Below are 24,449 nucleotides of genomic sequence, written 5' to 3' on the forward strand. Positions count from 1 at the left end.
TCGTCACGCCCCGATAAATCCTGTAAACACCTGACCAGATGCCAGACGGAATGGCCCACTGGGCAGAGATACGAACGTAGTAGTTCGCACATCTGCAATCAAATCTGTGACTCCGTTGCGAAACACAAACACGCCAAAACCACTGGCATTGCGCTGGGCTTGGTAGACTTCGCCTGCGCCAAGCTGAATCAGATCGCCTGGTGTAAAGTCTGTGATTAGCGCATAATCACGAATGCCGCCTGCATGGTAGTAGGAACCAGCGCGATCGCCCAGGACGAATCCATCCTGACCTGGCCCACCCGTTAAAATATCTACCTCCAAGAACCCTCTCGATCCCGCGCCAGCACCATTGAGAATGTCGATACCTGTGCCACCCACCAGGCGATCGCCACTCCCGCCACCAATCAGCACGTCATTGCCGCCCTGCCCGTCTAGAAAGTTGGTGCCGCTATTGCCCACAATGCGATCGCCATTTTGCGTCCCCCGCACGTTGACGAAATTCACCACGCTAAAGGTCAATGTCCCCAAAAACGGCACATTATTTACCGTCAAGCGGTTTGCCCCCAGATTCACATCAAAGGAAGCGGTGCGTCCACTAATTCCATCAATGGTGTTGGCAAACCCTGCTGCGCCAATCACCTGCTCGACACTATTGAGGCGATCGACCCCCAGCCCGCCCTTGTTAATAAATCCACCCGGCAGCAGCGTCATGGCTCGTCCCATGCGGCTGTAGTCGGCCGTGTCGAATCCATCGCCTCCCAGCATTTCATCATTGCCAACGGAGCCAGTGAGAATATCATTTCCGCCCAGTCCCAGCAGGCTATCGCTGCTGTTTGTCCCAAAAATCCGTTCCGAGCGGATGCTGCCAATGATGCGTGCCATGTCTACCTCCGTAATGTTATGCGGCCAATTCAGTCGTCATGGTTTGTTCTAGATAGCGTCGGAAGCGTTGAGCCAGAAGTCCCTGAGAGCTGCGATTTGCCGTACTCGCCTCAGCGCTATCTGCGGTCATCAGCCGATCAATCTCAGCATCCAAAATGCTGTCAAGCTGAGAACCTAGGACATTCATGCTCCGTTCCTGGGCATATTCCGCAACCAGGTAATAAAGCTGTGTCTTCAGGCGTTCTCGAATTTGCTGACAGACGTGAATCCGCAGTTCGCGCAGCTTTAGCAGGCGAGACACCTGGGGCTGTCCGCCCATGCCTACCAGCGGTGCGATTTCGCCCATCGATCGCCCCTGGGTGTAGAACAGGTGCAGTGCTTTGAGAAACTGGCGATCGCGCTGTCCCCGCTGCCCTTGTAAATCCTGGAGGCGATCGCAAATCACCTGGGCGATCGCCCGATCCAGCACCGTTACCAACGCTTTGCGATAGTGCTGAAGAAACGCAGACTGGTTCTGCTCGGCTTCATCCGGTGCAGCAGCAGGCACATCTACAGATTCCAGCGGCTCGGTAGACGGCTGACGCTGACGCAGTTTTTGGGCCAGATTGCTCAGTTGAGCCATCACTTGCAGCGGAAAGCAGGGCTGCCCCGTCGTTTGTTGTAAATGCTGGGCAATGTCCTGGAGTTGCTGCGTCGTGGGCGTGGGGCACTTGCCACGATAGCCCCGTGATCGCACCTGGCGAAGCTGCTCAGAATATATGGCGTGGTAGCTTTCCAGCAGTTGACACGCCTGCTGAATTTCAGCTTCGGTGAGGGCATAGCGCAAAGCGAGAGTGCGTCGAATCTGGCCCGTTGTAGCACTATTCAGGAGTGCCCAATCGCTAATTAAGTAAATTCCACGCTCTTGCAAAAAAGCGTTCAGTTCTCGATGGTAAAAAACTTTGCGCTTTGTCCAGGTGCTTAGGCAAGTATTGCGCGACGGATCAAAGCTACCCAAAATATCGTAGGCAAACGCTCGATAAACCGGGGAATCTGGCTCTGCCAGAGGCTGAAGAGGCCCATTCGGATTCCACGCGATCGGCGCGTCATCCAGCACCAGCGGCAGCAGATCGCTCAGTTGAAAGCCACCCCGCAGACCAAACCGACTGGCTAACTCAATGCAAACCTGCACAATTTGATGTGAAACATAGCAGCGCAGGCAAATTTCGGCGATCGCCCGTTCCGTTTCGCTGCCCGCTTTCCACAGCGTTATCAACTGCTGCTGAAGCTGTTTGTGCGACGAGAAGGGATTTGCCGCATCCAGGCAGTTTTCTTGTAAAAATGCCTTTGCTGGCAGGCTCGTCTGCGTCTTGCGTGCGCCGGAGGACGTTAGCGTGATCTGCGTATAGTAGGGACGCAACAGGCTAGACGACGGACGAATCATTACCGAGGGCGTTGCAGAGAGACAAGCAGGATTCATGGACTTGTAAAGGGGGGTTACAGACACAGCGTTACTCCTGAATATGAATTTTGAGCAAGACAGACTGGACAAACGGGCGAGTCGCTTGCGTGAATGCAGATTGAAGAGATTAGGGATTAAAAGAAGACTGGGAGCTGATTCAAACTGGGAATGTGTTCAGGAACAGCCAAGATCCTAGTTCGTCTTAGCAAAATCTGAATTACTCGGAAGGTTTTTCTGACGCTTGCTGAAGCTGGAAGCGATGATAAGCAAACGTGCTGCGAATCGCATTAATGAACGCAACACTGATAAGCGTCACAATCGCCATTCCGAAAAGATTAGTGGGCATCCCCGACAGATGCAGCAGAACGCGACTGAGCAGGTAAATCGATAAACCAGCGATCGCCGCAATTCTAGACATCCGCTGGATTCCCCAGGCGATCGCCCCATAGATCAACGCATCCACAAACAGCAGCGGGTTAAAGACTTCATCCAGTTCTAATAGCTCTGAAGGCAGCGTGTTTTGCGTTGCGGCGATCGCAAATGCAGTGGTCACACCCGCCAAAATCAGCGAAGCAATCACGCCCTGACGAGCCACTCGATGGGCCGTTGCAATACTGTCAATTTCGGGAAACCACCTGTTTTCGCGGTTTGTAGCGTTGGCTTGCATAGCCGTTTGGAGTTTCATAATAAGCAACCTCAGAAGGTGGGTGAGTGTGTTGAGCGGTTAACTTAATCAGACCACGAACCTCTTTTGAAAGAACTACCCCTGGGCGCAAACCTGGTCGCACAGAAACACAATCCAGATTGCAGATTTGTGCATGTTGCAAAGCCGGGTCAAAATCTAGGCGAATAAAGCCGCCTGTATAAAGACGCTATGGTGTTTTCAGTTCGTTTTGCACCCTAAAATTCAGTAAGATTCTTCAGCAGTTCTTTCAAAAACTTCAACTTGGATGGGTGGCGCTGGCTATGGGCGGGGACGAGGATCGGTTCTCGATTTTGGATTTTCGATTGTGGATTGCTAGTCAAGCTCATTCGTCGCTCTGCCTAGGAGATAGAGATAGGGAGCCTATAGCTAGCCGCTCACGAGTAGCGCTAGGAGGGGCGATCGCCCTTGATGAACAGTTCGCAGGCTGCTGCATGGTTGCCATAGTCAGTTTGAAACTCGCGCTCAAACAGCGCCTTGGTCTTGGCAAAGCCCGACTCGCTGCCCGCACCAGGAAGATGTTCGGCCACAGCGCGATCGCCAAACAGCAGCGCCATGTCCTGAGCAAATTCTGGCTGCTCCATGTGCTGGTGCAGTACGTTATCAATTGCGTCTGTGGGAACTGCGACCAGTCCCGGATTTTGCGATAACAAAAATAGGAGTCCAGCGTATTGGGCGATCGCTTTTACGGAGTATGAACCGGAGCGCTCCATCCGAGCCAAAAAAGACTGGAGCGACTGATGAAATGCGGGATTTTTAGCCTGAATGATGGCGAGAATATTCATAGGATTAGACCTCATACATCGGGGGGTTGATAGGAGGCTTGGTTTAATCAGGCTATTTTTGCTGTCAGAAGCCTGATGGTAATAACACAATTCGACAAGCAAGCATTATGAAAATCAAACTGGTTTTCAGGTCAACTTTCTGTCTACTCGTTAGGAAGAAATCAGGTAAAAAAGACCAGGCTACGAAAATGGTGAATAGAGATTTCGCCCTTCGGGAACGTTGACAGAAATCAAGTGGGAACTTTTTGGAGGCTGTTAGGTCTTGATTAACTTGCTCCTTCAATACCTCTATAGAACTATGGATGGACGAGTTATGCGATACCCATCCCCGTAGACTCCTTCGCAGAGAAGCACCAACGGATTTGCGTTTTCACGTAGGTCGGTTTGCCAAATTGAAAAATGTGCGCTTTTGCGTATCTCTCTCTTGAGGCAGACCTGGTATGATAGCGACCGAGCTTGAGCAGTCTAAATGTTCCGGTTCGCAGTATCGATCCTCTGATCGATCTTTTGATCGATCAGAGGATCGATTAGAAGCTACTCAGAAGTTGGTTCTTCATTTGCCTGTTTTGTATTTATGAAGCCCTTATTGTTTAAGGCAGTCGTTCTTCTGCCAGTTCTTTGTCTCACCAGCCTGCTTTCGATTGGCTGGGTTGCGTTTCCGGCGATCGCCCAAACGCTGCAAGGTCGGGGACAAATTGTGAGCGGCCCAGGGCAGGGCAGTGTAGTGCAAATTAGCCTGACGATTAATGGCAACCAGGTGACCTTTCATAGCGGGCCCTCTCAAGGACAAACCGCACAAATCCAAAATGGAGTAGCGAGAACTCCTGACGGCAATGTATGGCAATTTGCTCAAGGACGCAGACAGGTAACGCTCTATTCTGGCAATCGCGTGATTGTCTACGTTCTGCGGTGAAGCCATGCCTTTCGATAAACGTTGGAAACTGCGATCGCTCGGACTTGGCGCACTCTGGGGACTGCTCTACACCCTCATTCTGCTGCCCTCCCTTTCAGTGGATACCCCGCTCAAAGAGTTTGAAATTCAGCGCAAAGAGCAGCTTTCTAAAGTTCCAGAACCTCGTGAGACCGGATTAAGATCTGATGCCGTCAACCAGATTCTTTTAGTCACCATTGATAATCAGGAAATTATTGGAAGTCCCAAAAGCTTTAGCCGCTTCAGAAAGCTAGAAGATTATACAAACCTAATTAAAAACCTCATTGACCTGGGCGCTCAAGTTGTCTTAATCAATCTGCCCTCAGAGGTGCTTGATTCTCCAGAGCTTCTGACCCCAGTCGAGTCGGGATTATCCGGAGACTCGATTCGTTCTCTGGTTGAAAATTACAGTCATAGAATTGTGCTATCTTCTCCTCCAGAGTTGAAGCGATCGGGCCCCTTCTTCCGCGTTTATAACCAATTTCTACCAATCAATAGTCGAACGTTAGAGCCTATCTTTCCGCCGGAGACAATTCAGGGATTTTCAGAATTTTCAACCCCTGTTGCAAAAGATGGGCTTGCAGCCTCTTTGCAGATCAGGACAAGCCAGCAGCAACTCATCCGGCAACCGCTGCTCAATCTGCTTAAGGCCTATTCAATCAATCCTGTCCGGTATCCCTATGCAGTTGAAAATAGCTTCAATTCAGGAATGTCGGACACAAATACCTCTAAAAATGCGAAAGGCGGCCCTGTCAACACCTTCCAGTCAGCCGTTTGTCTTGCAGCAAATAAGTTGAATCCGAGTGCTGTCTGCTCAAACAGTCCACTGCCTTCTTATTCAGATCCCCACGTCAGTTTTTCAATATGGGAAGCAGATTTTTCCAAAAGCTTGGGACAAGAATTTTGCGGAGCCAAAATCATTGATCCAGTTCAGCAGGTGACAGGCTGCGATCGCGCCTCCCGAAGAGATTTTTCCTCATCTCGTATCGAGAAAGTCAAAGACAAAATTGTCATCATCGACTTTCCCAAAAATGATCCCAACTGGTCTGAACTGCCAACTTCAGTTAAGGCTGAACCGCTGAGTCCGGCAGAGATGCAGGCAAACGTACTGGCCAGCATCCTCAGCAACAATATCCAGTATCCCCTCAGTCAGGAGTGGAGTCTGGGATTGACGCTAGCAGGGTCAATGCTGATGGCATGGTTGCTCAGCCCTGGATTGTCAAAATCCAGCTTCTGGTGGCTGACTCGTGGGCCGCTGATTGTTCTGGGGATTCCGCTCGCCTATGCCGCCTTGCTGCCCAGCGCATTTGCCGGGCACGTGGTTTTGCCAATCATGCTGCCCATTGTGACCTGGGTGCTGACGGGCATTTCGATGACGCTGGTGCTGCTACTCAAAAAATCAAGAGAGCAGGCCGCCAAGCAGCGACAAGAGTTGACCCAGCGAAATGCCACGCTGTCGCGGACGCGCAAGGTTTTGGCGAGGGTCGCAACCGATATTCACGACGGGCCGCTGCAAGAGCTAAAGCTGGTGATGGATCAGGTAGAAGAACTGGAAACCCTGATTGATCCAAAGTTGCTGGTGGTAAAGACCAGCGTCAAGTCGGAGCCGATTGTGGATAAGTTAGTTCGCATTGGCCAGGATATTCGCAATCAGCTTAATGATTTACAGATTATTGCTCGAAAGCAGCTTGATATTTCCCCAGAGTTAGTTTCTGGGCTAGCTCAAGGAATTCAAACCCACCTCAAACAGCTTGAAGAACGCGGCGACCTGAGATTAAAAGTTAAGCAACGCATTAGACCACTTCAGGAACCAGAATTGAATCCAGACTGGATAGATGATCGAGAAGACATCTTTCGATTCTTTAAGGAAGCCATCAACAATGTGATGCGCCACGCTCAGCAGCCCTATGGACGAGCAAGCTGGGTCGAAGTTTGCCTGGAACAGCAGGGCGAACAATGTAAACTGGCGATCGCCAACGATGGAGTATATGTATCGGGAAACACATCTAAAGCCTCCAATCATCTCGCCGATGATCTGCCAAAGGGGACAGGTACAAAAACGATGGAAACCATCGCAATCAGCCTGGATAATGGACGCTGGCAGAGGACTTTATCTCCAGAGGGCCTATTACGGGTTGAGCTTTTTTGGAGTCTAAAGCAGGGTTTACGCTAGGAGTCTAAAGCAGGGTTTACGCTAACAGCTTCTCGCTATAGAATAAAAGTATCGCGAGAAATTTGGCGTAGCCAAGCAACAGAGATGCCCCCCAGCCAGCCTTTTTTTCTAATTGTTGAAGATCATCAAGAGGTTGCTGAGAGAAACCGCGATTTTCTTCAACAGGTTGATCCGAACTGTCGATGTGCGATCGCCAATAATCCCTCTCAGGCAATGGAGTTTCTTTCGTTAGAATCTCCAGATCTGATAGTTGTAGATTTGCTCTACGGAACCTTTAGCGGCGAGCAGTCGGCTGAGCCGGGGATTAACTTATTGCGCCATATTTTTGAGAAACATACAGAGCTGAATGTCCTGGTATACAGCAGCGAATATCGATTGCTGACTCCGCTCATTTCTTATATCGATAGCCATAAAGGCGGATTTGCGGTTGCCAATAAGCTCGATCGCCGATCGACCTATATCAAATTTGCCCAGAGTGCGCTGAACGGTGAACTTTGCCTGCCTAGAGAACTGCGCCAAAGCTCTAACTTGAATCATCAAGATTTGGAGGTTCTAAATCTCCTGTGCAACGACTGCCTTTCAGATGATGCTTTGGCCAATCGGCTGAATGTGTCTCGGCGGGCTGCCCAAAATTACGTCAAGCGACTCAAGCAGCGCCTGGATGTGGATCTGATTTACACAGAAGAAGCAAATCACCGGGTTGCTATCTGCAAAATGGCCCGTGAAAGGGGCTTTTTGGGGTAGCTAAATAGGAAATTACAGCTATTAAAGTTACACATAAAGTAACACAAGCTAGACAGATTTTTGCAGCATTCAAGCATTGCAAAAAACCTGTCTAATATCAAATCTCCAAAGATCTGCTACATGTAAGAAGACGTTAGAGCCTGACTGCCTGACACAAGTGGTTGAAAGAGTTGAGACCTCGTCAACAGAGGGAAAAGGTGAGCTGACATGAGACGCTGAAATTTGCGTCATCTCAGGGTCTGTATCATGCCAGCCACCACCTGCCTCTATGATCAAGTGCTGTCGTTATTGCGTCAATCCAGTAATGCCCGCGACCTGCGCCACCTCAAAGCGCTGGCGTGGATGGTGACGGCCCTGGTGTGCAGCGGTCGGTTGAGCCTGCCGCAGTGGGAAGCCTATGTGCCCAGTCGGGCCCGTCAGGCGCAAAGCACCGAACGCCGGTGGCAGCGCTTCCTAGGCAATCGCCGGGTGCGGGTCAAAAGTCTGTACGTGCCGCTGGTGCTAGCCGCCATCCATCGCTGGCAAGGTCGGCGGCTTTACCTGGCGCTCGATACGACGGTGTTGTGGAATCGCTACTGCAGGATTCACCTGACGGTTACCTGTTGCGGACGAGCGGTGCCGCTGCTGTGGCGGGTTTTGGAGCATCCCAGTGCCACCGTCAGCACGAAGCGATACCTCCCCATGCTGCGGTTAGCCCATCGGCTGTTGCAGTCGTACCCCGATGTGATGGTGTTAGCCGACCGCGGGTTTGCTAACCATGACCTGCTGGAGTGGCTAAGCCAAAGTCGCTGGCACTATTGTTTACGCTTGCCCAGTGACGTAGTGGTGCAGGGTCCGCGCCGTCATCCTGTTAAGGTAGGCTATCTGTGGCCTCCCAAAGGTGAAGCTCGACTCTATGAAGGGGTGGGAATCTGGAGCGAGGGGCGCTGGCGCTGCAATTTGGTGCTGGCTCATGTCAAAGGCGTCGAGGAACCCTGGGCGGTCATCACTGATGAGTCTCCCTCCCTCAATACCCTGTGGCAATATGCTCTCCGCTTTCGAGTCGAGGAGCTTTTCCTCGATTCTAAATCTGGTGTCTTTGAGTTAGAAGCTTCCGGCATCCGCTCCGCTCCGGCTCTCGAACGCCTCTATCTGGTCGCGGCGATCGCTATCCTTGATGGCACGACCCAGGGCATGGCGGTGCAACTCGATGGGCTACGCTGCCAGGTTGACCCGCACTGGAGGCGAGGGATTAGCTATCTCAACATAGGTTTGCGCTGGCTCAAGGGTGCCGTCAATAAAGGGCGAACACTGCTTCAGCTGATTGCCCTATTTACCGTTGACCCTGAACCCTGTTTTGCCTCTAAAAAAGCTGAAGCCCACTATTATGACCGCATTTGGTTTTCTAGAATTCAATCCTTGTGCTGCCAGCCGACACCCGGGCAGTCCGCATAAAAAGATGTGTCAGGCAGTCAGGGCTGCGACTTGTTGGGCTTTATGCTGGAGGAACTATCAGCCGCAGAGGTTGACGAATGATGAACCTACTTAAACCGGCGATCGCCTATTTTGCCTGTCTATTTGCCACCGGGTTTTTGTTAGGAACAATCCGGGTTTTATTAATCGTGCCGCGCCTTGGAGAGCGCACCGCAGAGCTATTAGAGATGCCCTTTATGCTGGTTGCGATTCTGATCGCAGCCCCGTGGATAAATCAGCAATATCTCAGCAGCGCAGAGCCATTTCAAAGATTAGGAGTTGGGTTTATTGCGCTGTTGTTTATGCTAATTGCCGACTTTGGAGTTGGCGTGTTTTTGCGAGGAATGCAGCCGCTAGAAGTAATCACGTCACGCGATGCGATTTCCGGAACAGTTTATTATGGAATGCTGCTTTTGTTTGCGCTCATGCCCTGGATTTTGGGTCGCAAACATTAGTGGAAAGTCTGGAATGAAAAGTCTGGAATTATCGGCCTAGCCAGTCGGATAAAACTGGAAATTGAAACAGGTTGACCACCGACTGCCACGCCGGGCCTGCGCCCTGGAGCCAAAGGGCGATCGCAAATCCCAGCAGCGGCAGCAGCGCATAATAAGCCAGTCCGCGCCAAAACCAGCGGTCGAGCGATCGCCCTTGAACGCGCAGCAGCAGCGCCACCCCCACCAGCGCCGCCGCCGCCGCCAAATGAACGATCAGCACCAACTCTAGGCTGAGAAACCAGGCAAAAAAGCCCGCCCAGCCCGGTGCAAACAGATTGAAAAAAACGTAGAGCGCTCCCAGCAGCAGCGCCAGTGGGCCAAGCCAGGTAAGATAAAAAAAGTAACTTTGGCGATGATTAGGGCGATCGCCGCTAGCGCCTGACCTGCTTTCCCGCCGCATCTTGTCCTACTTCGTGCTAAATGATTACCTCTCTAGCAGACGAAATTCAATCTGCAAAAGTTTCTCCTATTGCGTCAGGAAACTTGCGATGCGGTCTACGGCGGTTTCCAAAATAGCGGGGTCGTGAACCAAGGCAAAGCGGACATAGCCCTCGCCGGATTTGCCAAAGCCTGCGCCAGGGGAAACGGCAACGCCCGTGGCTTCGACCAACTGAGTGCAAAAATCGACAGAGCGATCGCCCCAGGGTTCCGGCAGCTTTGCCCAAACGTACATGGCGGTGTGGGGAATGGGCACAGCCCAGCCGATGCGGTGGAGGGCGCTGAGGAACACATCGCGCCGCTGCCGGAAGGTGTCTACCACAGTTTGCACGGTGTCTTGGGGGCCCGTCAGCGCGGCGATCGCCCCATTCAAGATGCCGCGATATTGGTTGAAATCCACCGCTGCTTTTACCTGCCGCAGCGCCAGAATCAGCTCCGCGTTGCCAATCGCATAGCCCACGCGAAAGCCGCCCATGTTGTAGGACTTGGACATCGTGAAAAACTCGATAGAGCAGCGCTTTTGCGGATCGGCTTGCAGCACCGAGGGCGGCGGCGTGGCGCTAAAGTGCAAATCTGCGTAGGGAAAATCGTGAACCAGCACTAGGTCATGCCGCTGGCAAAACTCGACCGCCTGCTGGAAAAACGAGAGCGGGGCGATCGCCGCTGTGGGATTATGCGGATAGCTCAGCACCATCATCCGCGCCTGCGCCAGCACGGGCGGAGGCACATCGTCAAACACAGGCAGGAATCCATTTTCCGCCCGCAGCGGCATGGGATAAATCTGCCCGCCCGCCAAATACACGCCGCCCGCATGGGATGGATAGCCCGGATCGAGCAGTAGGGCAAAATCGCCCGGATTTAGCACTGCCAGCGGCAAATGCGCCGTGCCTTCCTGAGAACCGACCAGCGGCAGCACCTCCGTTTCGGGGTCTACTGCAACGCCAAATTTCTGCATATACCACTGCGCCGCTGCTTCTCGAAAGGCCCGCGTGCCGTGAAACAGCAGGTAGCCGTGGGTGCTGGGGTCGGGCAGCGATTGGGCGATCGCCTCTAGCACATGGGGCGGCGTGGGCAAATCCGACGATCCCAGCGACAGGTCTATTACATCGCGGCCCAGCGCCCGGGCCCGCGCCTTGGCCCGATCCATATCGGCAAAGACATTGGTACGCAGCGGTTGGAGGCGATTGGCGAGTTGCATTTTAGGCTTGAGAGACGAGGGGGCTTGGGGTATTGGGATAACAGTGATGAGATTTGGATGAGATTTGACATCGCGCCGCACTCCCTCCAAAAAAATCGGGTGAGGACGGCAACCCCATCCCCACCCTAACGCACCGAGCGCACCTTAAACGCAACCTCCAGCGCAACCTCAAGCGCTAGTTTTCACACAAGTTTCCAAGTGTCGATTTTCAGGAAAACCTCCAGGCTTCTAAGCTTGACGCAGAACCGTAGCCTGCGGTTCCCGCTGTGGACAGACTTCTCCGTTGCTAGGTGGGGGCGATCGCCCACAGCCAGACATCCGAGCCAAGCGTCCTAAATCATCCTCCTCAAATCATCCTCCTCAACCGGGTGACGTTGAGACGACTGCCCAGTTTTGCAGCCAGTTTTGCAAGCTAGTTCTGCACGCTAGTTCTGCACAATTGTCAGGCTGAAGGGATGGCGGCTGCCTCGCTCTAGATCGCCGACGAATACCGAGTAATTGCCACGCTCCCAGGCCCCCGACGCTTCGATCACGCCATTAGACAAGTTGGTGGCGCGGGCACAGCCCTTGACGCTGCCATCGGCTCCCAAAATCAGCAGCGTGGGGCGGCCACCACCCTCGACGCGAAACCGCAGCGAGGTAAAGGCCTCGGTAACGCGCACGGTCTGCACGGGGCGATCGCTCACAAAGCCGCAACTGCTAGCCTGCGACCCGCCAGAAGTGCCGCTAATCACCTGCTCTCCTTGCAGCGGTGTGGTGACCTGGGCCATCGCCGCTAGCGACATAGCCAGCACGCCCAGCGCGGCCGTGGGCACAATCTGCCAGTTGATATGAAATCTGCTCTTTTGAAAGGCTGCTTTACGTGTCATGTTCCTATCTACTCCCCATACGCTCCGCGAGAGGGGCGATCGCCACTGAATTAATTTCGGGATTGATTTCGGGGCCACCCTGCTTCCCAGCTTTCTTCCAAACCCGTCCGAAATCCGTCATCCTCTGCCCAAAGCCCAACGGGTGAATCATGGGTAAATCATGATCGATCCGTCGCTTCGGCAATTCCAGTAACCAGCGCGAGCCCACCTGCTCGATGATTTGATCGTGTCATTTATTTTTGAGGACTAGCCAAATCCTATGACAGTTCCTCAAGTGCCCGGTGGGATAGGCCACTTCTTCAACTGACCTATGCAAATGACCGATTCGGCAATCGGGAATATGAAGCTGAATGGCTCAACTTGCTTAAAACAGGAAATAGCGCTGGGCCATCGGCAGCACGGTGGCAGGTTCGCAGGTCAGCAGTTCCCCATCGGCGCGGACTTCGTAGGTTTCGGGATCGACCTCAATGCGCGGCGTGTAGTCATTCAGCTTCAGATCTTTTTTGGTCACCTGGCGAATGTTGGACACGGGCAACACTTCGCGCTGGAGCTTCAGCATTTCGGGGATGCCGTTTTGCACACCAGCCTTAGACAGAAAGGTAAAGGACGTGTTAGCGATCGCCCCTCCATAGCTGGCAAACATCGGCCGCATGTGAACAGGCTGCGGCGTGGGGATGCTGGCGTTGGCATCGCCCATCTGCGCCCAGGCAATCAGTCCGCCCTTGATGACTAGCTCTGGCTTCACGCCAAAGAAAGCGGGTCGCCACAGACAGAGGTCGGCAATTTTGCCCACTTCCACCGAGCCAACGTAATCAGAAATGCCGTGAACGATAGCCGGATTGATCGTGTACTTGGCCACGTAGCGCTTGGCGCGGAAGTTGTCGTTGCGCTCGGAATCCTGCAACAGTGGACCCCGCTGCACCTTCATTTTGTGCCCCGTTTGCCAGGTGCGAGTGATCACTTCGCCGATGCGGCCCATGGCCTGCGAGTCGGACGAGATAATGCTGAAGGCTCCCAGGTCGTGCAAAATATCCTCAGCGGCAATGGTTTCCCGACGGATGCGCGACTCGGCGAAGGCCACGTCTTCGGGGATGCCGCGATCGAGGTGGTGGCACACCATTAGCATATCCAGGTGTTCCTCCAGCGTGTTCACCGTGTAGGGGCGGGTGGGGTTGGTGGAGGAGGGCAGCACGTTCAGTTCGCCGCAGACTTTGATAATATCTGGCGCGTGGCCGCCGCCCGCGCCTTCGGTGTGGTAGGTGTGGATGCAGCGCCCCTTAAAGGCGGCGAGGGTGTCTTCCACAAAGCCCGCTTCGTTTAGCGTGTCGGTATGGATGGCAACCTGCACATCGTATTCTTCAGCCACGCTAAGGCAGGTGTCGATCGCCGCTGGGGCTGTGCCCCAGTCTTCGTGCAGCTTTAGCCCAATGGCTCCGGCTTCCACCTGTTCCCGCAGTCCTTCTGGCTTGGCGCTGTTGCCTTTGCCCAAGAAGCCCAGGTTCATCGGAAAGGCTTCTGCTGCTTCTAGCATTCGGTGAATATTCCATGCGCCGGGAGTGCAAGTCGTGGCGTTGGTGCCGGAGGCCGGGCCGGTGCCGCCGCCGATCATGGTGGTAATGCCAGAGGCGATCGCCACTTCGATCTGCTGCGGACAGATGAAGTGAATGTGCGAGTCGATGCCGCCCGCTGTGAGGATCATGCCTTCTCCGGCGATCGCCTCCGTTGAGGGCCCAATCACAATCGTCACGTTGTCCTGAATGTAAGGATTGCCCGCCTTGCCAATGCCAACGATGCGCCCGTCCTTGATGCCCACATCGGCTTTGACAATGCCCCACCAGTCCAAAATCAGCGCATTGGTAATTACCGCATCCACTGCACCATCTTCGCGGGAAATGGGCGATTGCCCCATGCCGTCGCGGATCACCTTGCCGCCGCCAAATTTCACCTCGTCGCCGTAGGTGGTAAAGTCTTGCTCGACTTCGATAATCAGTTCGGTATCGGCCAGACGGACGCGATCGCCCACGGTTGGGCCAAAGGTTTCCGCATAGGCGCGGCGATCCATGCGATAGCTCATAGCTGGAGTTTGGGGGTCAGGAGTCAAGGGATAGCGTTGCTGCTTGAAGATGAAAGGCAGCAAAATCAACCCTCTTCTTTTAACTCGCAGAATGTAGCACGGGGCGTAGCCAAACAGACCAATTGGCGGCAAAAGTTAAGCTTTTTAACGGCGATCGCCCCAGGAACTCGTACTTCTGTACTATTCATGCCTCTGTACTGTTAAGTTACCCTCTGACTGTACTAACAATCCCTCCACCTCCCCAGCGTCCCCTTAGAGCTAATTTATGAAGCAAATCTTAAGAAGCCTGAAACTCTTGGCATGTGTGGCTTTGAGGTCATGTTTGCCCAGGAAAAGCGGTTTCTCGGAAATCCTTGATTAACAAGGCTTTCAGGCTCCTTTACAAATTAGCTCTTAGCGCTCCCTATCATGGACACTCCCAGCATCCTCTCTCACGTTTCCCTGGGCACGAACCAGTTCGAGCAGGCTGTCGCTTTCTATGACCAGGTGCTACCAACGCTGGGCTGCCGCAAGATTGAGGAATTTCCCGGCGCTGCGGCCTACGGCAAGCTGTTTCCCGAATTTTGGATTCAGACCCCGTTCAATGAGCAGCCTGCTTCCACAGGCAACGGGGTGCATGTCGCCTTCATCGCGGCAAGCAAGGAGGCAGTTCATGCTTTCTATGAGGCAGCGATCGCCGCAGGCGGCACGTCAGACGGAGAACCTGGCCCCCGCCCACACTACAGCCCCGCCTACTACGGCTGCTTTGTCCGCGATTTGGACGGGCACAAGGTGGCTTTGTGAATTTGTTCCGCTCAAAGGGATTCAGGGAGAAGCAACTCAAACCCGCAATCGAGATTCTCCATAAAGATTTTGCCATGCATTCGCTAGGTTTTTATGCTAGTTTCCCAGCGAAATTACGAATGCCTTGCCGCCTTGCAGAAAATTTATCACCTCAATTAATAAAACTAATAGAAACCGCTGCCGTGATAACCCACATAATTCTCGAATCACCATCGCCCCCTCGATCCCTAATCTTGAGCCACCCGTAAAAACACGTATTTTTATTCCTCCAAATAGCTGTGACAAAGCTGTCTACACGTGAATCCACTTATGCAAGAAATCTCGACGGATAGGGTACTTTAGATTGAGGGACTGATGTATATTATAATACAAAAGCTGAACTGCTGAACTACTGATCGGTGCCGCATTTATCTCGCGGGCATTCGAAGGGCAGGCAATTGCCCTTAGTTAGCTTTCTACCTAAGCTTGACATACCCATCTCTAGCTGCACATCCGCTCTTTGAGGTGCCTTCTGCCTTAGCAGAATCCAGCGAGTGGAGACAATCAGCACGTAGATAGATAGCGTTATTAGCGGGTGCATCTAGGCACGACTTGTGTTCCAGCACTGTTCGAGCCTTCCTACAAAAGACCGCAAGCAAGCGCTTCTGGGTATCTGCTGCTTGCAGCTTGCCATCTCCTGAAGCTTCACTTGAGCCGACTTGCTAGAGCCGTCTCACTGCGATTGCTTCAGAAAAAGAAACCTAGACAAAAGCTTAATTGAGGCTTAAGCAAGGACAAAAGTAGCTAGATTTTTCAAGGTCATATGGATACAGTAGGAATCTCTCTTCTCCTTGTGGACTCAGCGGTCGAAAACGTCCAGCAACTTCTTCAAAACACCAGCAAGCACATTAAAGTTGCAGTCATTGACCGTACTCAAAATGGGGTCGAAACACTCATTCAGTGGCTACAGCAGTTCCCCCATCTCCAGCAGGTTCATATCCTGGCCCACGGCGCACCTGGCCGCATCTTTTTGGGAAATACCCAACTGAGCCAGGATACCCTCCAGGCTTACCAGGAAGCCCTGCGCCGTATCCGTCAGCGCCGGAAAATCTCCCAAGCTCCCCTAGACCTGTTGCTCTACAGTTGCAACGTGGCTGCGGGTGAAGTTGGCACCGCCTTTGTCGAAAGCCTCCATCGCCTCACGGGGGCCAACATCGCAGCATCCTCAGGTCCCGTGGGCAATGCGGCCCTCGGTGGCACTTGGCATCTCGATACCCAAACGAGCGCTTTCCCGATCGCCCTGCCCTTTGCGACGGCAGCCGCCCATCGCTATCCGGGTCTTCTGGCTCCCGTGAGCATCAGCGGCATCATCGCCAACTATGTAGACCTCCCGGACAACACCAGCACCTACACTGCCAACGAAGTCGGCAACCCTGATGGCGACAGCACTGCCAACGAACCCTACACCTACAACTTTCCAGTCGGCACCAACAACAATCTCGTCATTTCTGGCTTCACCGCTGCATCATCCACCTACAACCTTGTCCAGCTTATCGATCAGCTCAAGCTCCGGCGTATCCCCAATCCAGGTGTCTCCAACGCTGAGGGTCGTCAGGTCTTTTGGTACGAAATACAGAACCTTAATTCATCTAGCAACGTCCTCAACCTGAGACCGTCTCGAATCAACACGATGGAGGAGGCGCTCTTGGGCAATGTGATCAATCGAGGGGTTGATAACGTTTTTGCCAATCAGGGCGACAACAACATCAACAACATCGAACGGATCGACTTCATCGCCAGCGGTGGCCTCACGGCTCCCACCGCCGCCAACCTCAACGACATCGGCTTCCTTCTGCTAGAGCGGGGCGGCAACGACCCACTGACGATTGCTGCAATTACAGCCGTAGATGCTAGCGGCAATCCAACTGCCTACGGGCCCCTACAGGTTGTGCCCACATCGGCCTGGGGGGCTTCAAGCTTCAACCTGTCCACTGCCGTGCTGAATGACATGGGGGCAGGGGGCGATCCTCGTTTCAGTTCTAATATCGCGGCTCAAAATATCGGCGGGGTCTTCCTGAGCTATTCGGCCCTGGGTATTGGCGCAGGACAAACCTTCTTTGGCTACTCCGTCTTTCCTAATGATGTGGGTACGGACTTAGTGAACTTGACGGATGCAGCCCTGAACAGTTCTAGTGCCTCAGGACAAGGGGGCCTGGATTTGGTGGCAGGCGGCGGCATCTTTGTGAGGAGTGGTAGCAATTTGGCTCCTACTCTCAACCTCGACCCCTTCAATATCACAGGTGGCCCGAATGATTTCAACTTTCAGGCGACCTTCACAGGCAGTGCGGTTGCCATCACAGCACCGAATGCCTCCGGCTTCGACCCCAACAACAGCGGCGCAGATATCGAAACGCTCACCATCTCCGTCAACGCTCCCAATGGCAACAGCGAAGCCCTCATTATCGGCGGCACACCTTTCATCCTAGGGACTGCTAACAGTGGAACCGTGACGATCGGCTCCACGACCTTTGCAGTCAGCGTTGCTGTGTCTGGGACAACCGCCACCCTCACAATTACTCGGAACGGCGGCGGCGATCTTTCCAACGCAGCCGTAAGCGCCCTGCTGCAATCCCTTCAATACAACAACACAGCTTCGTCCCCCAACACAACGCCTCGTGTTTTCTCCTTTGTTGCCAATGACGGCGCGCAAAACAGCAACACGGTTACTTCTACCATCGGCATCAGCGTTTCCTCGGTTAACAATCCTCCTGTAGACGACGATGAGAACCTTAGCGTCGCAGAAGACAACCCGTTAACTGGGAACCTGCTGAGCAACGCGACGGATGTGGATGGCGACACCCTCAGCATCACCCAGTTCACCATCGGCAGTACCACCTACACCGCCGGGGACACCGCCAACATTCCTGGCGTAGGGACGCTGACCATCAACGCCAATGGCACATTCACCTTTACCCCAGCGCCAAACTACAACGGCCCCGTGCCGCCTGTGAGCTATGTGGTTGGCGATGGCAACGGCGGGACAGACACTTCAACGCTGAGCATTACCGTTACTCCAGTCAACGATCCACCGATTGACGGCGACGAAACTCTTAGCGTCGCAGAAGACAACCCGTTAACTGGGAACCTGCTGAGCAACGCGACGGATGTGGATGGCGACACCCTCAGCATCACCCAGTTCACCATCGGCAGTACCACCTACACCGCCGGGGACACCGCCAACATTCCTGGCGTAGGGACGCTGACCATCAACGCCAATGGCACGTTCACCTTTACCCCAGCGCCAAACTACAACGGCCCCGTGCCGCCTGTGAGCTATGTGGTTAGCGATGGCAACGGCGGGACAGACACTTCAACGCTGAGCATTACCGTTACTCCAGTCAACGATCCACCCGTCGATGGCAATGAGAACCTCAGCGTTGCAGAAGACACTCCGCTGAGTGGCAATTTGCTGTCGAATGCGACGGATGTGGACGGCGACACCCTCAGCATCACCCAGTTCACCATCGGCAGTACCACCTACACCGCCGGGGACACCGCCAACATTCCCGGCGTAGGGACGCTGACCATTAACGCCAATGGCACGTTCACCTTCACCCCAGCGCCAAACTACAACGGCCCCGTGCCGCCTGTGAGCTATGTGGTTAGCGATGGCAACGGCGGGACAGACACTTCAACGCTGAGCATCACGGTTACTCCAGTCAACGATCCACCCATCGATGATGACGAGACTCTCAGCGTCGCCAAAAATACCCCGCTAAGTGGCAATTTGCTAGACAACGCAACAGATGCAGATGGTGATGCACTTAGCGTTATCGAGTTCACAATTGACGGTGATACTTATTACAGTGCAGGCGATACTGCCACAATTCCAGGCATTGGCACACTGACCATTAACACAGACGGTACGTTCACGTTTATTCCGGTTACGGGCTATGTTGGGCCGGTGCCGCCTGTGATTTACACCGTCATGGATAGTAGCGAGACGACGGATGTATCTACGCTCAGCATCACAGTTATTCCTGCCAATAGCGCCCCTATTGACGGCAATGAGACCCTCAGTGTGGCAAGAGACAACCCGCTGAGCGGCAATCTACTGAGTAATGCGACAGATGCCGATGGCGACACGCTCAGCATCACCGAGTTCACTATTGGCACAACCAAGTTCACTGCTGGACAAACGGCCAACCTGCCGGGGATTGGCACGCTGACTATTAACGCGAACGGCACGTTTACGTTTACTCCAGCGACGGGATATACAGGGCCAGTGCCGCCTGTGACTTACACTGTCAGCGATGGCAACGGTGGCACTGACACCTCGACCCTGAGCATTACAGTCACAGGGACGGATGGAAATCCTGCGCTTACGATTGATTTGGATTCGGACGATAGTAGTGGTGTTTCTGGGCGGGATTATCAGACCCGCTTTGTGCAAGGATTTCCAGCGCCGGTTGCTGATATTGACCTGACGATTAATAGCGCTGGCAGCACGATTCTTCAGCAGGCTGTGATTACATTGGTCAATCGACCGAATGGTACCTTGGAGAGCCTTAGCATTCGGGGTGCCCTGCCGCCGGGGATTACCGCCTCTGCCTACAACCCTGCGACGGGTCAGCTAATTTTGAGCGGTGCGGCATCCCTAGCGGATTATAAGCGGGCGATCGCCACCATCACCTACAACAACTCCGCCCGCTCTGTAGATACCACCAATCGCACTATCACGGTGGTCGTCAGCAATGGCACGCTGACCAGCCCGCCTGCGACAACCACGATTGAAATTGCGTCCCAGAATATCATCAACGGCTCCTCAGGGTCAGACACCATCATCGGAACCGACGGGGATGATGTGTTAAACGGATTTAGCGACCGAGATATTATCAATGGTCGGGGCGGAAACGACATCATCAACGGTGGCAGCGATCCTGATGTTTTGCGAGGGGATGAAGGTGACGATATCCTCAACGGCGGCACTGGAAACGATGACCTAGATGGCGGGGATGGGAATGACATCATTAACGGCGGCGGCGGCAACGACCTGATCCACGGTCGAGCAGGCGATGACCTCCTCAATGGGGGGCGTGGTCGAGATCGGATTTTTGGCGGCACGGGTCGGGATACGCTAAACGGCGGCGGTGGCAACGATTTGCTAGTAGGTGACGAAGGCGACGACGTGATTAACGGAGGCCGCGGCAACGACCGGATCATCGGCGGTGCAGGACGCGATCGCCTCACTGGTGGACAAGGCAATGACCTCTTTATCTATCGCTCGAAGTCTGAATTTGGCGATGTCATCACGGACTTTGAGATTGTGCGCGATCGCATCGACCTGCGAGCCATCTTCCGAGGTCATGGCTCCATGAGTAACATCCGTCTCCGTCAGGTGGGTGCAGATACTCAAGTGGATGTCAAAATTGGGGGTCAGTTTGCGACCTTGGGCGTGCTAGAAGCCGTAAATGCAAACACCCTGCAAGCTCGTCACTTTATTTTCTAGAAGGTATCTGGCATCTTTCTGGATTAGGACTTACGCAGTTGGATGATTTCTCGCGGGCTGCGCCCGCGAGAAATCATCCAAAACCCAGAACCCTTAATTGCAAGTGCGTAAGTCCTATGGATATTTCCAGATACCCTCTAGTTGCATTTCCTGCGGTCTTATCTTATTTGCCTCGTGTTTTGTCGAGTTTACCCCTAACCAAGATGAAGTGTTTTCCCCTAAAGCTTGTTTCCTGTGGACTCCTGCTAGAGATATTACTGAGTGGTTTTCTCAATCCAAGCCCCATCAAAGCCCAGGAAGCCCCCCTGCCCGATACTCCCACGAGTGATTCTGCAATTGACCTGGCCATTCCAGTGCGGGCCAGCGCAGGCTACAACACGGGTGGATCGGGTTATGAAGAGGCAGTAAACCTGGAAGGATTTATCCCGCTGCATCAATCTCCGGGGGAGCGGATTACCTTCCTAGAGCCAAGGCTTTATCTGGGTGAAGAGAGCAACGTCGGCGGCAGTCTTCTTCTGGGTCACCGATTCTACGATGCGGATGACAACCGGATCTGGGGGGGCTATCTGGCTTACGATAATCGCCAGACCCGGCGTAATACGTTTCATCAGTTGGGGCTGGGGTTAGAAAGCTTAGGCGCGATTTGGGATTTTCATTTCAATGCTTACCTGCCGATTGGCGATCGCCGTCAGGTCGATCGCGAACAGGAAATCAGCAGCATTCTGAACACCAGCACCCGCTTTCAGGGCAACTTTCTGCTCCTGGAAAGTCTGATCGAGGAGCAGCGATTGCGAACCTACGAAGCGGCCGCTGGCGGGTTTGACCTGGAAGCAGGCGCTCGTCTTGCCCACTGGCAGGGAGGAGACTTGCGGGGCTATGGCGGCATCTATTTCTATGACCCCGCAGGCGGCGACAGTACCTTGGGTTGGCGGCTGCGCCTGGATGCCGATGTTAATCCTAGTCTGAACTTTGTCCTCGCCCTCCAAGATGACGATCTGTTTGGCACTAACTTACTCTTCTCTGCAACGCTTACCTTTCCTCGCATTCGCCCTCGCGGCCCAATTGGCAATCCGATGCTGGTTCAGGCTAGACTCGGCGAGCCAATTCTGCGGGCGCGAGGCATTGCCCTTGATCGTCAACAAGAAGTCGAGCGCTCGACCCAGCAGGTGACGATGCCCTTGATGAACCCAGAAGAAGAGCAGCCGTATCGGTTTCATCATGTGATTTTGGGCCGGAGACCGGGTGGCGACGGGACGTTTGAGCGACCCTTTGGGACGGTTCAAGCGGCTCTCAATGCCACTCGCTCTGACGGCAACGACGTGGTGTACGTTGATGCAGGGCGCAGGGTGAACATTCCTGCCTTCACCATTCCCGATCGGGTGCAGGTGCTATCTCAGGGCCCCGTGCAGCTACTCGGTGGCTTGCCCTTTCCTGGCTTTCCCAGAACAGACGTGCGGCTGCCCTTTTCCCCAGTCCTGAATTACCAGGATGGTGTTTTGGTGCGGCTGCCTCTGTCGGGCGATGGCAATTTTCCGGTTATCCGGGGCGGCGGCCCAGATCTGGTGAGATTGGGGAACCGCACCGTCTTAGCTGGATTCCGCCTAGAGGATGCGGCGGGCAGTGCCATCATGGGCAATGGCGTTCGAGACGTGGAACTGCGCGATAACTCGATTCGGAATGCGGGCGATCGCGGCATTTTCTTGGACAACGTGACGGGCAGCGTCGTTATCTTTGACCATCAGCTTCGCAACATTGCGGGCGGGGCCGGTTCTGGGCAGGGGATGCTGATTCGCAACACTACTGACGGTACGACCCAAGTGACCATTGCCCGCTATCGATCCAGCGGTCAGCGGGTGGGGATTGAGATGGTGGTGGAGGGCGATCGCCCCGCCAGCCTCACACCCGAACAAACCATCACCCTGCGAAACGTGGTGATTACAGACAGCCGCGACCAGGGACTTTTGGTACAAGCCAACGACGTAGGCAACCAGCAAATCGACCTCCGCCGGGGCCGCATTCTCAACAGCGGTGGCCAGGGGGTTCTGATTCAGGCGGATAACACAGGCTCTCAGGAGGTCACCCTGGAAAACGTCCTCATTCAAGGCAGCAGCGGCGCAGGGGTGCAGGTTGTTGGCAGCGTGCTGGATAGCCTGACCACCTCTGCCCAAGAAGTCTACCTCCGCCGCAACCGAATTGAAAACAACGGCGGCGCAGGCATTGATATCACGGCCAATGGACTGTCGGCTCAGGAGTTTGGCATTGGGAACAACATCATCCGCAACAACGGCGGGCCGGGTATCCAGGCCGTTGCAAACAATCGCTCATTTCAGGAATTTGTAACCGATCGGGCTAACAACTCTCGCGGCATCAGCGACAATGAAATTGTTGGCAATCAGCAAGCAGGCATCAGACTCACGATTAACAATAGTGCGACCGCGATTGCCGATATTCAGGACAACCGGATTGCCGACAATCTGACGGCAGGCAACCCAGATTTGACCGTTACATCGACCAGCAATGCCGCTGATGTGTGTGCAGTGGTGAACAACAACAGCAGCGCAGCCGGAATTCGCCTGAGCAACCCGGCTGGGGGGCTATTTGAGGTGGGCGATTTGCCAACGGTTGCCACACGCAACACGGGGACGGTGGAAGTGCTGCCGGGGCCGCCCGTGTTTACGAACAAGCCGGGGGCGCAGTCTTGCTTCCGATAGTTGAGCCGTCTGTTTGCAATCCTTGCATTGATTGGCGATTTTGGATTTTGGATTTGCGATTTTGGATAGCGAGTCAAGCGTCTGGGGGGCTTCCAGGAGTTTCAGGCGTAGCGCCACTTAGTAGCACTTTAGTAGCACTTTAGTAGCACTACTGGGCACCACTTAGCGGAACTCATATTAGCCCTCCGAGCGGTTGAGCTGCACGGTAAACACAGTCCCTTCCCCCAAGGTGCTTTCCACGCTGATCTGACCGCCGTGGAGGTCGATGCAGCGTTTGGCGATCGCCAGCCCCAGCCCCGTGCCGGGAATTTCGCCGACGTTGCTGGCCCGATGAAACGGCTCAAACAACTGCAACAGAGACTCTGGCGGAATGCCAATGCCCTCATCTTTGACCTGAAGCCCAATCGTATCCGGTTGGCAAGATACCGTCAGAGATACGCAGCCCCCTTCTGGAGAATATTTCACTGCATTCGACAGCAGATTGTTCACCACATGCCACAGCAGCTTGTGATCAAGCCGGGTGATGCAAGGCGCTCCATCCGAAAAGAAAGCCAATTCGCACTGATGATCTGAGGTATAACGCCAGACCTCGACCTGCTCTTCGCAAAAGCTGGCGACATCGATGGGCGCAGGGAAGAATTCCAGATGGTCAGAATGCATTCGCTCTAGCAGGAGAATATCTTCTAGCAAGAGGCTGAGACTTTCGGCTGCGGTTTGAATCTGCTGAAGATGCTGCTGCTGTTTATCCGGAGGGAGCAGATTGCCATAACGTTGCAACGAGTCAGCACAGGCGCGGATTGCCATCAGCGGCGTGCGAATTTCGTGAGAAACCACTGCCAGATGTTCGGCGCGGCGCTGCATTTCGGCTTCGGTCAATTGCTGAGCCGCTTCGGCAGCAGTTTCGGCGCGATGGCGGGCCAGGGCAATTTCAATCGTGGTTGCCAGAATGCGATCGTTAAAGGGTTTGAGGACATATCCATAGGGGTGCGAGGCTGCAACCCGCTCTAGCGTGGCCTGATCAGCATTGGCCGTGAGATACACCACGGGAATGTGGAGCTGGGTTTGAATTTGTGCGGAAGCATCGATACCGTCTATCTCTCCAGGCAGCCGAATGTCCATTAGCACTAGATCTGGCCGCAGTTGCTCAGCTTGGCGCACTGCGTCGATGCCCGTGTCGGCAATTGCTACAATCTCGTAGCCAAGCCGCTCTAGCGATTCCCGCAGGTCATACGCGATGAGGTGTTCATCTTCAACAATGAGCAGACGAGTGGGTGGCATAGGAC

At 54.1% G+C, this 24,449-nt stretch carries 17 protein-coding genes; 8 read left to right on the plus strand and 9 right to left on the minus strand.

The window, feature by feature from the left end; all coding sequences use genetic code 11:
* Nucleotides 1–3: 3 nt before the first annotated feature.
* The 4 genes from HPC62_RS08785 to HPC62_RS08800 form a co-directional block, all read right to left on the minus strand.
* Nucleotides 4–882, minus strand: coding sequence for a calcium-binding protein (locus tag HPC62_RS08785; protein WP_172354907.1), 879 nt, complete (start codon nucleotides 880–882; stop codon nucleotides 4–6).
* A 16-nt stretch (nucleotides 883–898) separates the two neighbouring features.
* A complete protein-coding gene (locus tag HPC62_RS08790) occupies nucleotides 899–2,368 on the minus strand; it encodes a hypothetical protein (protein ID WP_172354909.1) in 1,470 nt (489 codons plus the stop codon).
* Nucleotides 2,369–2,540: 172 nt separating this feature from the next.
* Entirely contained in the window at nucleotides 2,541–3,008 is a 468-nt protein-coding gene (locus HPC62_RS08795) for a hypothetical protein (protein WP_216655346.1), read from the minus strand.
* Between the two features lie 407 nt (nucleotides 3,009–3,415).
* A complete protein-coding gene (locus HPC62_RS08800) occupies nucleotides 3,416–3,811 on the minus strand; it encodes a hypothetical protein (protein WP_172354913.1) in 396 nt (131 codons plus the stop codon).
* Between the two features lie 574 nt (nucleotides 3,812–4,385).
* Between HPC62_RS08800 and HPC62_RS08805 the strand changes: the two genes are divergently transcribed.
* From HPC62_RS08805 to HPC62_RS08825, 5 genes are all read left to right on the plus strand, one after another.
* Nucleotides 4,386–4,724, plus strand: coding sequence for a hypothetical protein (locus HPC62_RS08805; protein ID WP_172354915.1), 339 nt, complete (start codon nucleotides 4,386–4,388; stop codon nucleotides 4,722–4,724).
* A 4-nt stretch (nucleotides 4,725–4,728) separates the two neighbouring features.
* A complete protein-coding gene (locus HPC62_RS08810) occupies nucleotides 4,729–6,915 on the plus strand; it encodes a sensor histidine kinase (protein ID WP_172354917.1) in 2,187 nt (728 codons plus the stop codon).
* 84 nt (nucleotides 6,916–6,999) lie between these two features.
* Nucleotides 7,000–7,659 (plus strand): response regulator transcription factor, encoded by a 660-nt coding sequence (locus HPC62_RS08815; protein WP_172354919.1) that lies wholly within the window; start codon nucleotides 7,000–7,002, stop codon nucleotides 7,657–7,659.
* A gap of 246 nt (nucleotides 7,660–7,905) precedes the next feature.
* On the plus strand, nucleotides 7,906–9,093 hold the full coding sequence (locus HPC62_RS08820) for a transposase (RefSeq protein ID WP_172354921.1): 1,188 nt from the start codon (nucleotides 7,906–7,908) through the stop codon (nucleotides 9,091–9,093).
* Between the two features lie 77 nt (nucleotides 9,094–9,170).
* Entirely contained in the window at nucleotides 9,171–9,566 is a 396-nt protein-coding gene (locus HPC62_RS08825; protein ID WP_172354923.1) for a hypothetical protein, read from the plus strand.
* 28 nt (nucleotides 9,567–9,594) lie between these two features.
* On the opposite strand, the gene HPC62_RS08830 is transcribed toward HPC62_RS08825, so the two are convergent.
* From HPC62_RS08830 to ureC, 4 genes are all read right to left on the minus strand, one after another.
* Complete coding sequence (locus HPC62_RS08830; protein WP_172354925.1) at nucleotides 9,595–10,005, minus strand: hypothetical protein; 411 nt, start codon at nucleotides 10,003–10,005, stop codon at nucleotides 9,595–9,597.
* Nucleotides 10,006–10,071: 66 nt separating this feature from the next.
* Nucleotides 10,072–11,241, minus strand: coding sequence for an LL-diaminopimelate aminotransferase (locus tag HPC62_RS08835; protein ID WP_172354927.1), 1,170 nt, complete (start codon nucleotides 11,239–11,241; stop codon nucleotides 10,072–10,074).
* A gap of 425 nt (nucleotides 11,242–11,666) precedes the next feature.
* Entirely contained in the window at nucleotides 11,667–12,110 is a 444-nt protein-coding gene (locus HPC62_RS08840) for a hypothetical protein (RefSeq protein WP_172354929.1), read from the minus strand.
* Nucleotides 12,111–12,474: 364 nt separating this feature from the next.
* Nucleotides 12,475–14,184: an urease subunit alpha gene (gene ureC / locus HPC62_RS08845; protein WP_172354931.1), complete on the minus strand. Its 1,710-nt coding sequence runs from the start codon at nucleotides 14,182–14,184 to the stop codon at nucleotides 12,475–12,477.
* Between the two features lie 408 nt (nucleotides 14,185–14,592).
* On the opposite strand from ureC, the gene HPC62_RS08850 reads away from it, so the two are divergent.
* From HPC62_RS08850 to HPC62_RS08860, 3 genes are all read left to right on the plus strand, one after another.
* Entirely contained in the window at nucleotides 14,593–14,967 is a 375-nt protein-coding gene (locus HPC62_RS08850) for a VOC family protein (protein WP_172354933.1), read from the plus strand.
* An 832-nt stretch (nucleotides 14,968–15,799) separates the two neighbouring features.
* Complete coding sequence (locus HPC62_RS08855) at nucleotides 15,800–20,455, plus strand: cadherin-like domain-containing protein (RefSeq protein WP_172354935.1); 4,656 nt, start codon at nucleotides 15,800–15,802, stop codon at nucleotides 20,453–20,455.
* Nucleotides 20,456–20,658: 203 nt separating this feature from the next.
* Complete coding sequence (locus HPC62_RS08860; protein ID WP_172354937.1) at nucleotides 20,659–23,166, plus strand: right-handed parallel beta-helix repeat-containing protein; 2,508 nt, start codon at nucleotides 20,659–20,661, stop codon at nucleotides 23,164–23,166.
* A 177-nt stretch (nucleotides 23,167–23,343) separates the two neighbouring features.
* Here HPC62_RS08860 and HPC62_RS08865 read toward each other — a convergent pair whose 3' ends face one another.
* Nucleotides 23,344–24,444: a hybrid sensor histidine kinase/response regulator gene (locus HPC62_RS08865; protein ID WP_172354939.1), complete on the minus strand. Its 1,101-nt coding sequence runs from the start codon at nucleotides 24,442–24,444 to the stop codon at nucleotides 23,344–23,346.
* Nucleotides 24,445–24,449 lie beyond the last annotated feature (5 nt).

The organism is Thermoleptolyngbya sichuanensis A183 (assembly GCF_013177315.1).
GTDB lineage: Bacteria > Cyanobacteriota > Cyanobacteriia > Elainellales > Elainellaceae > Thermoleptolyngbya > Thermoleptolyngbya sichuanensis.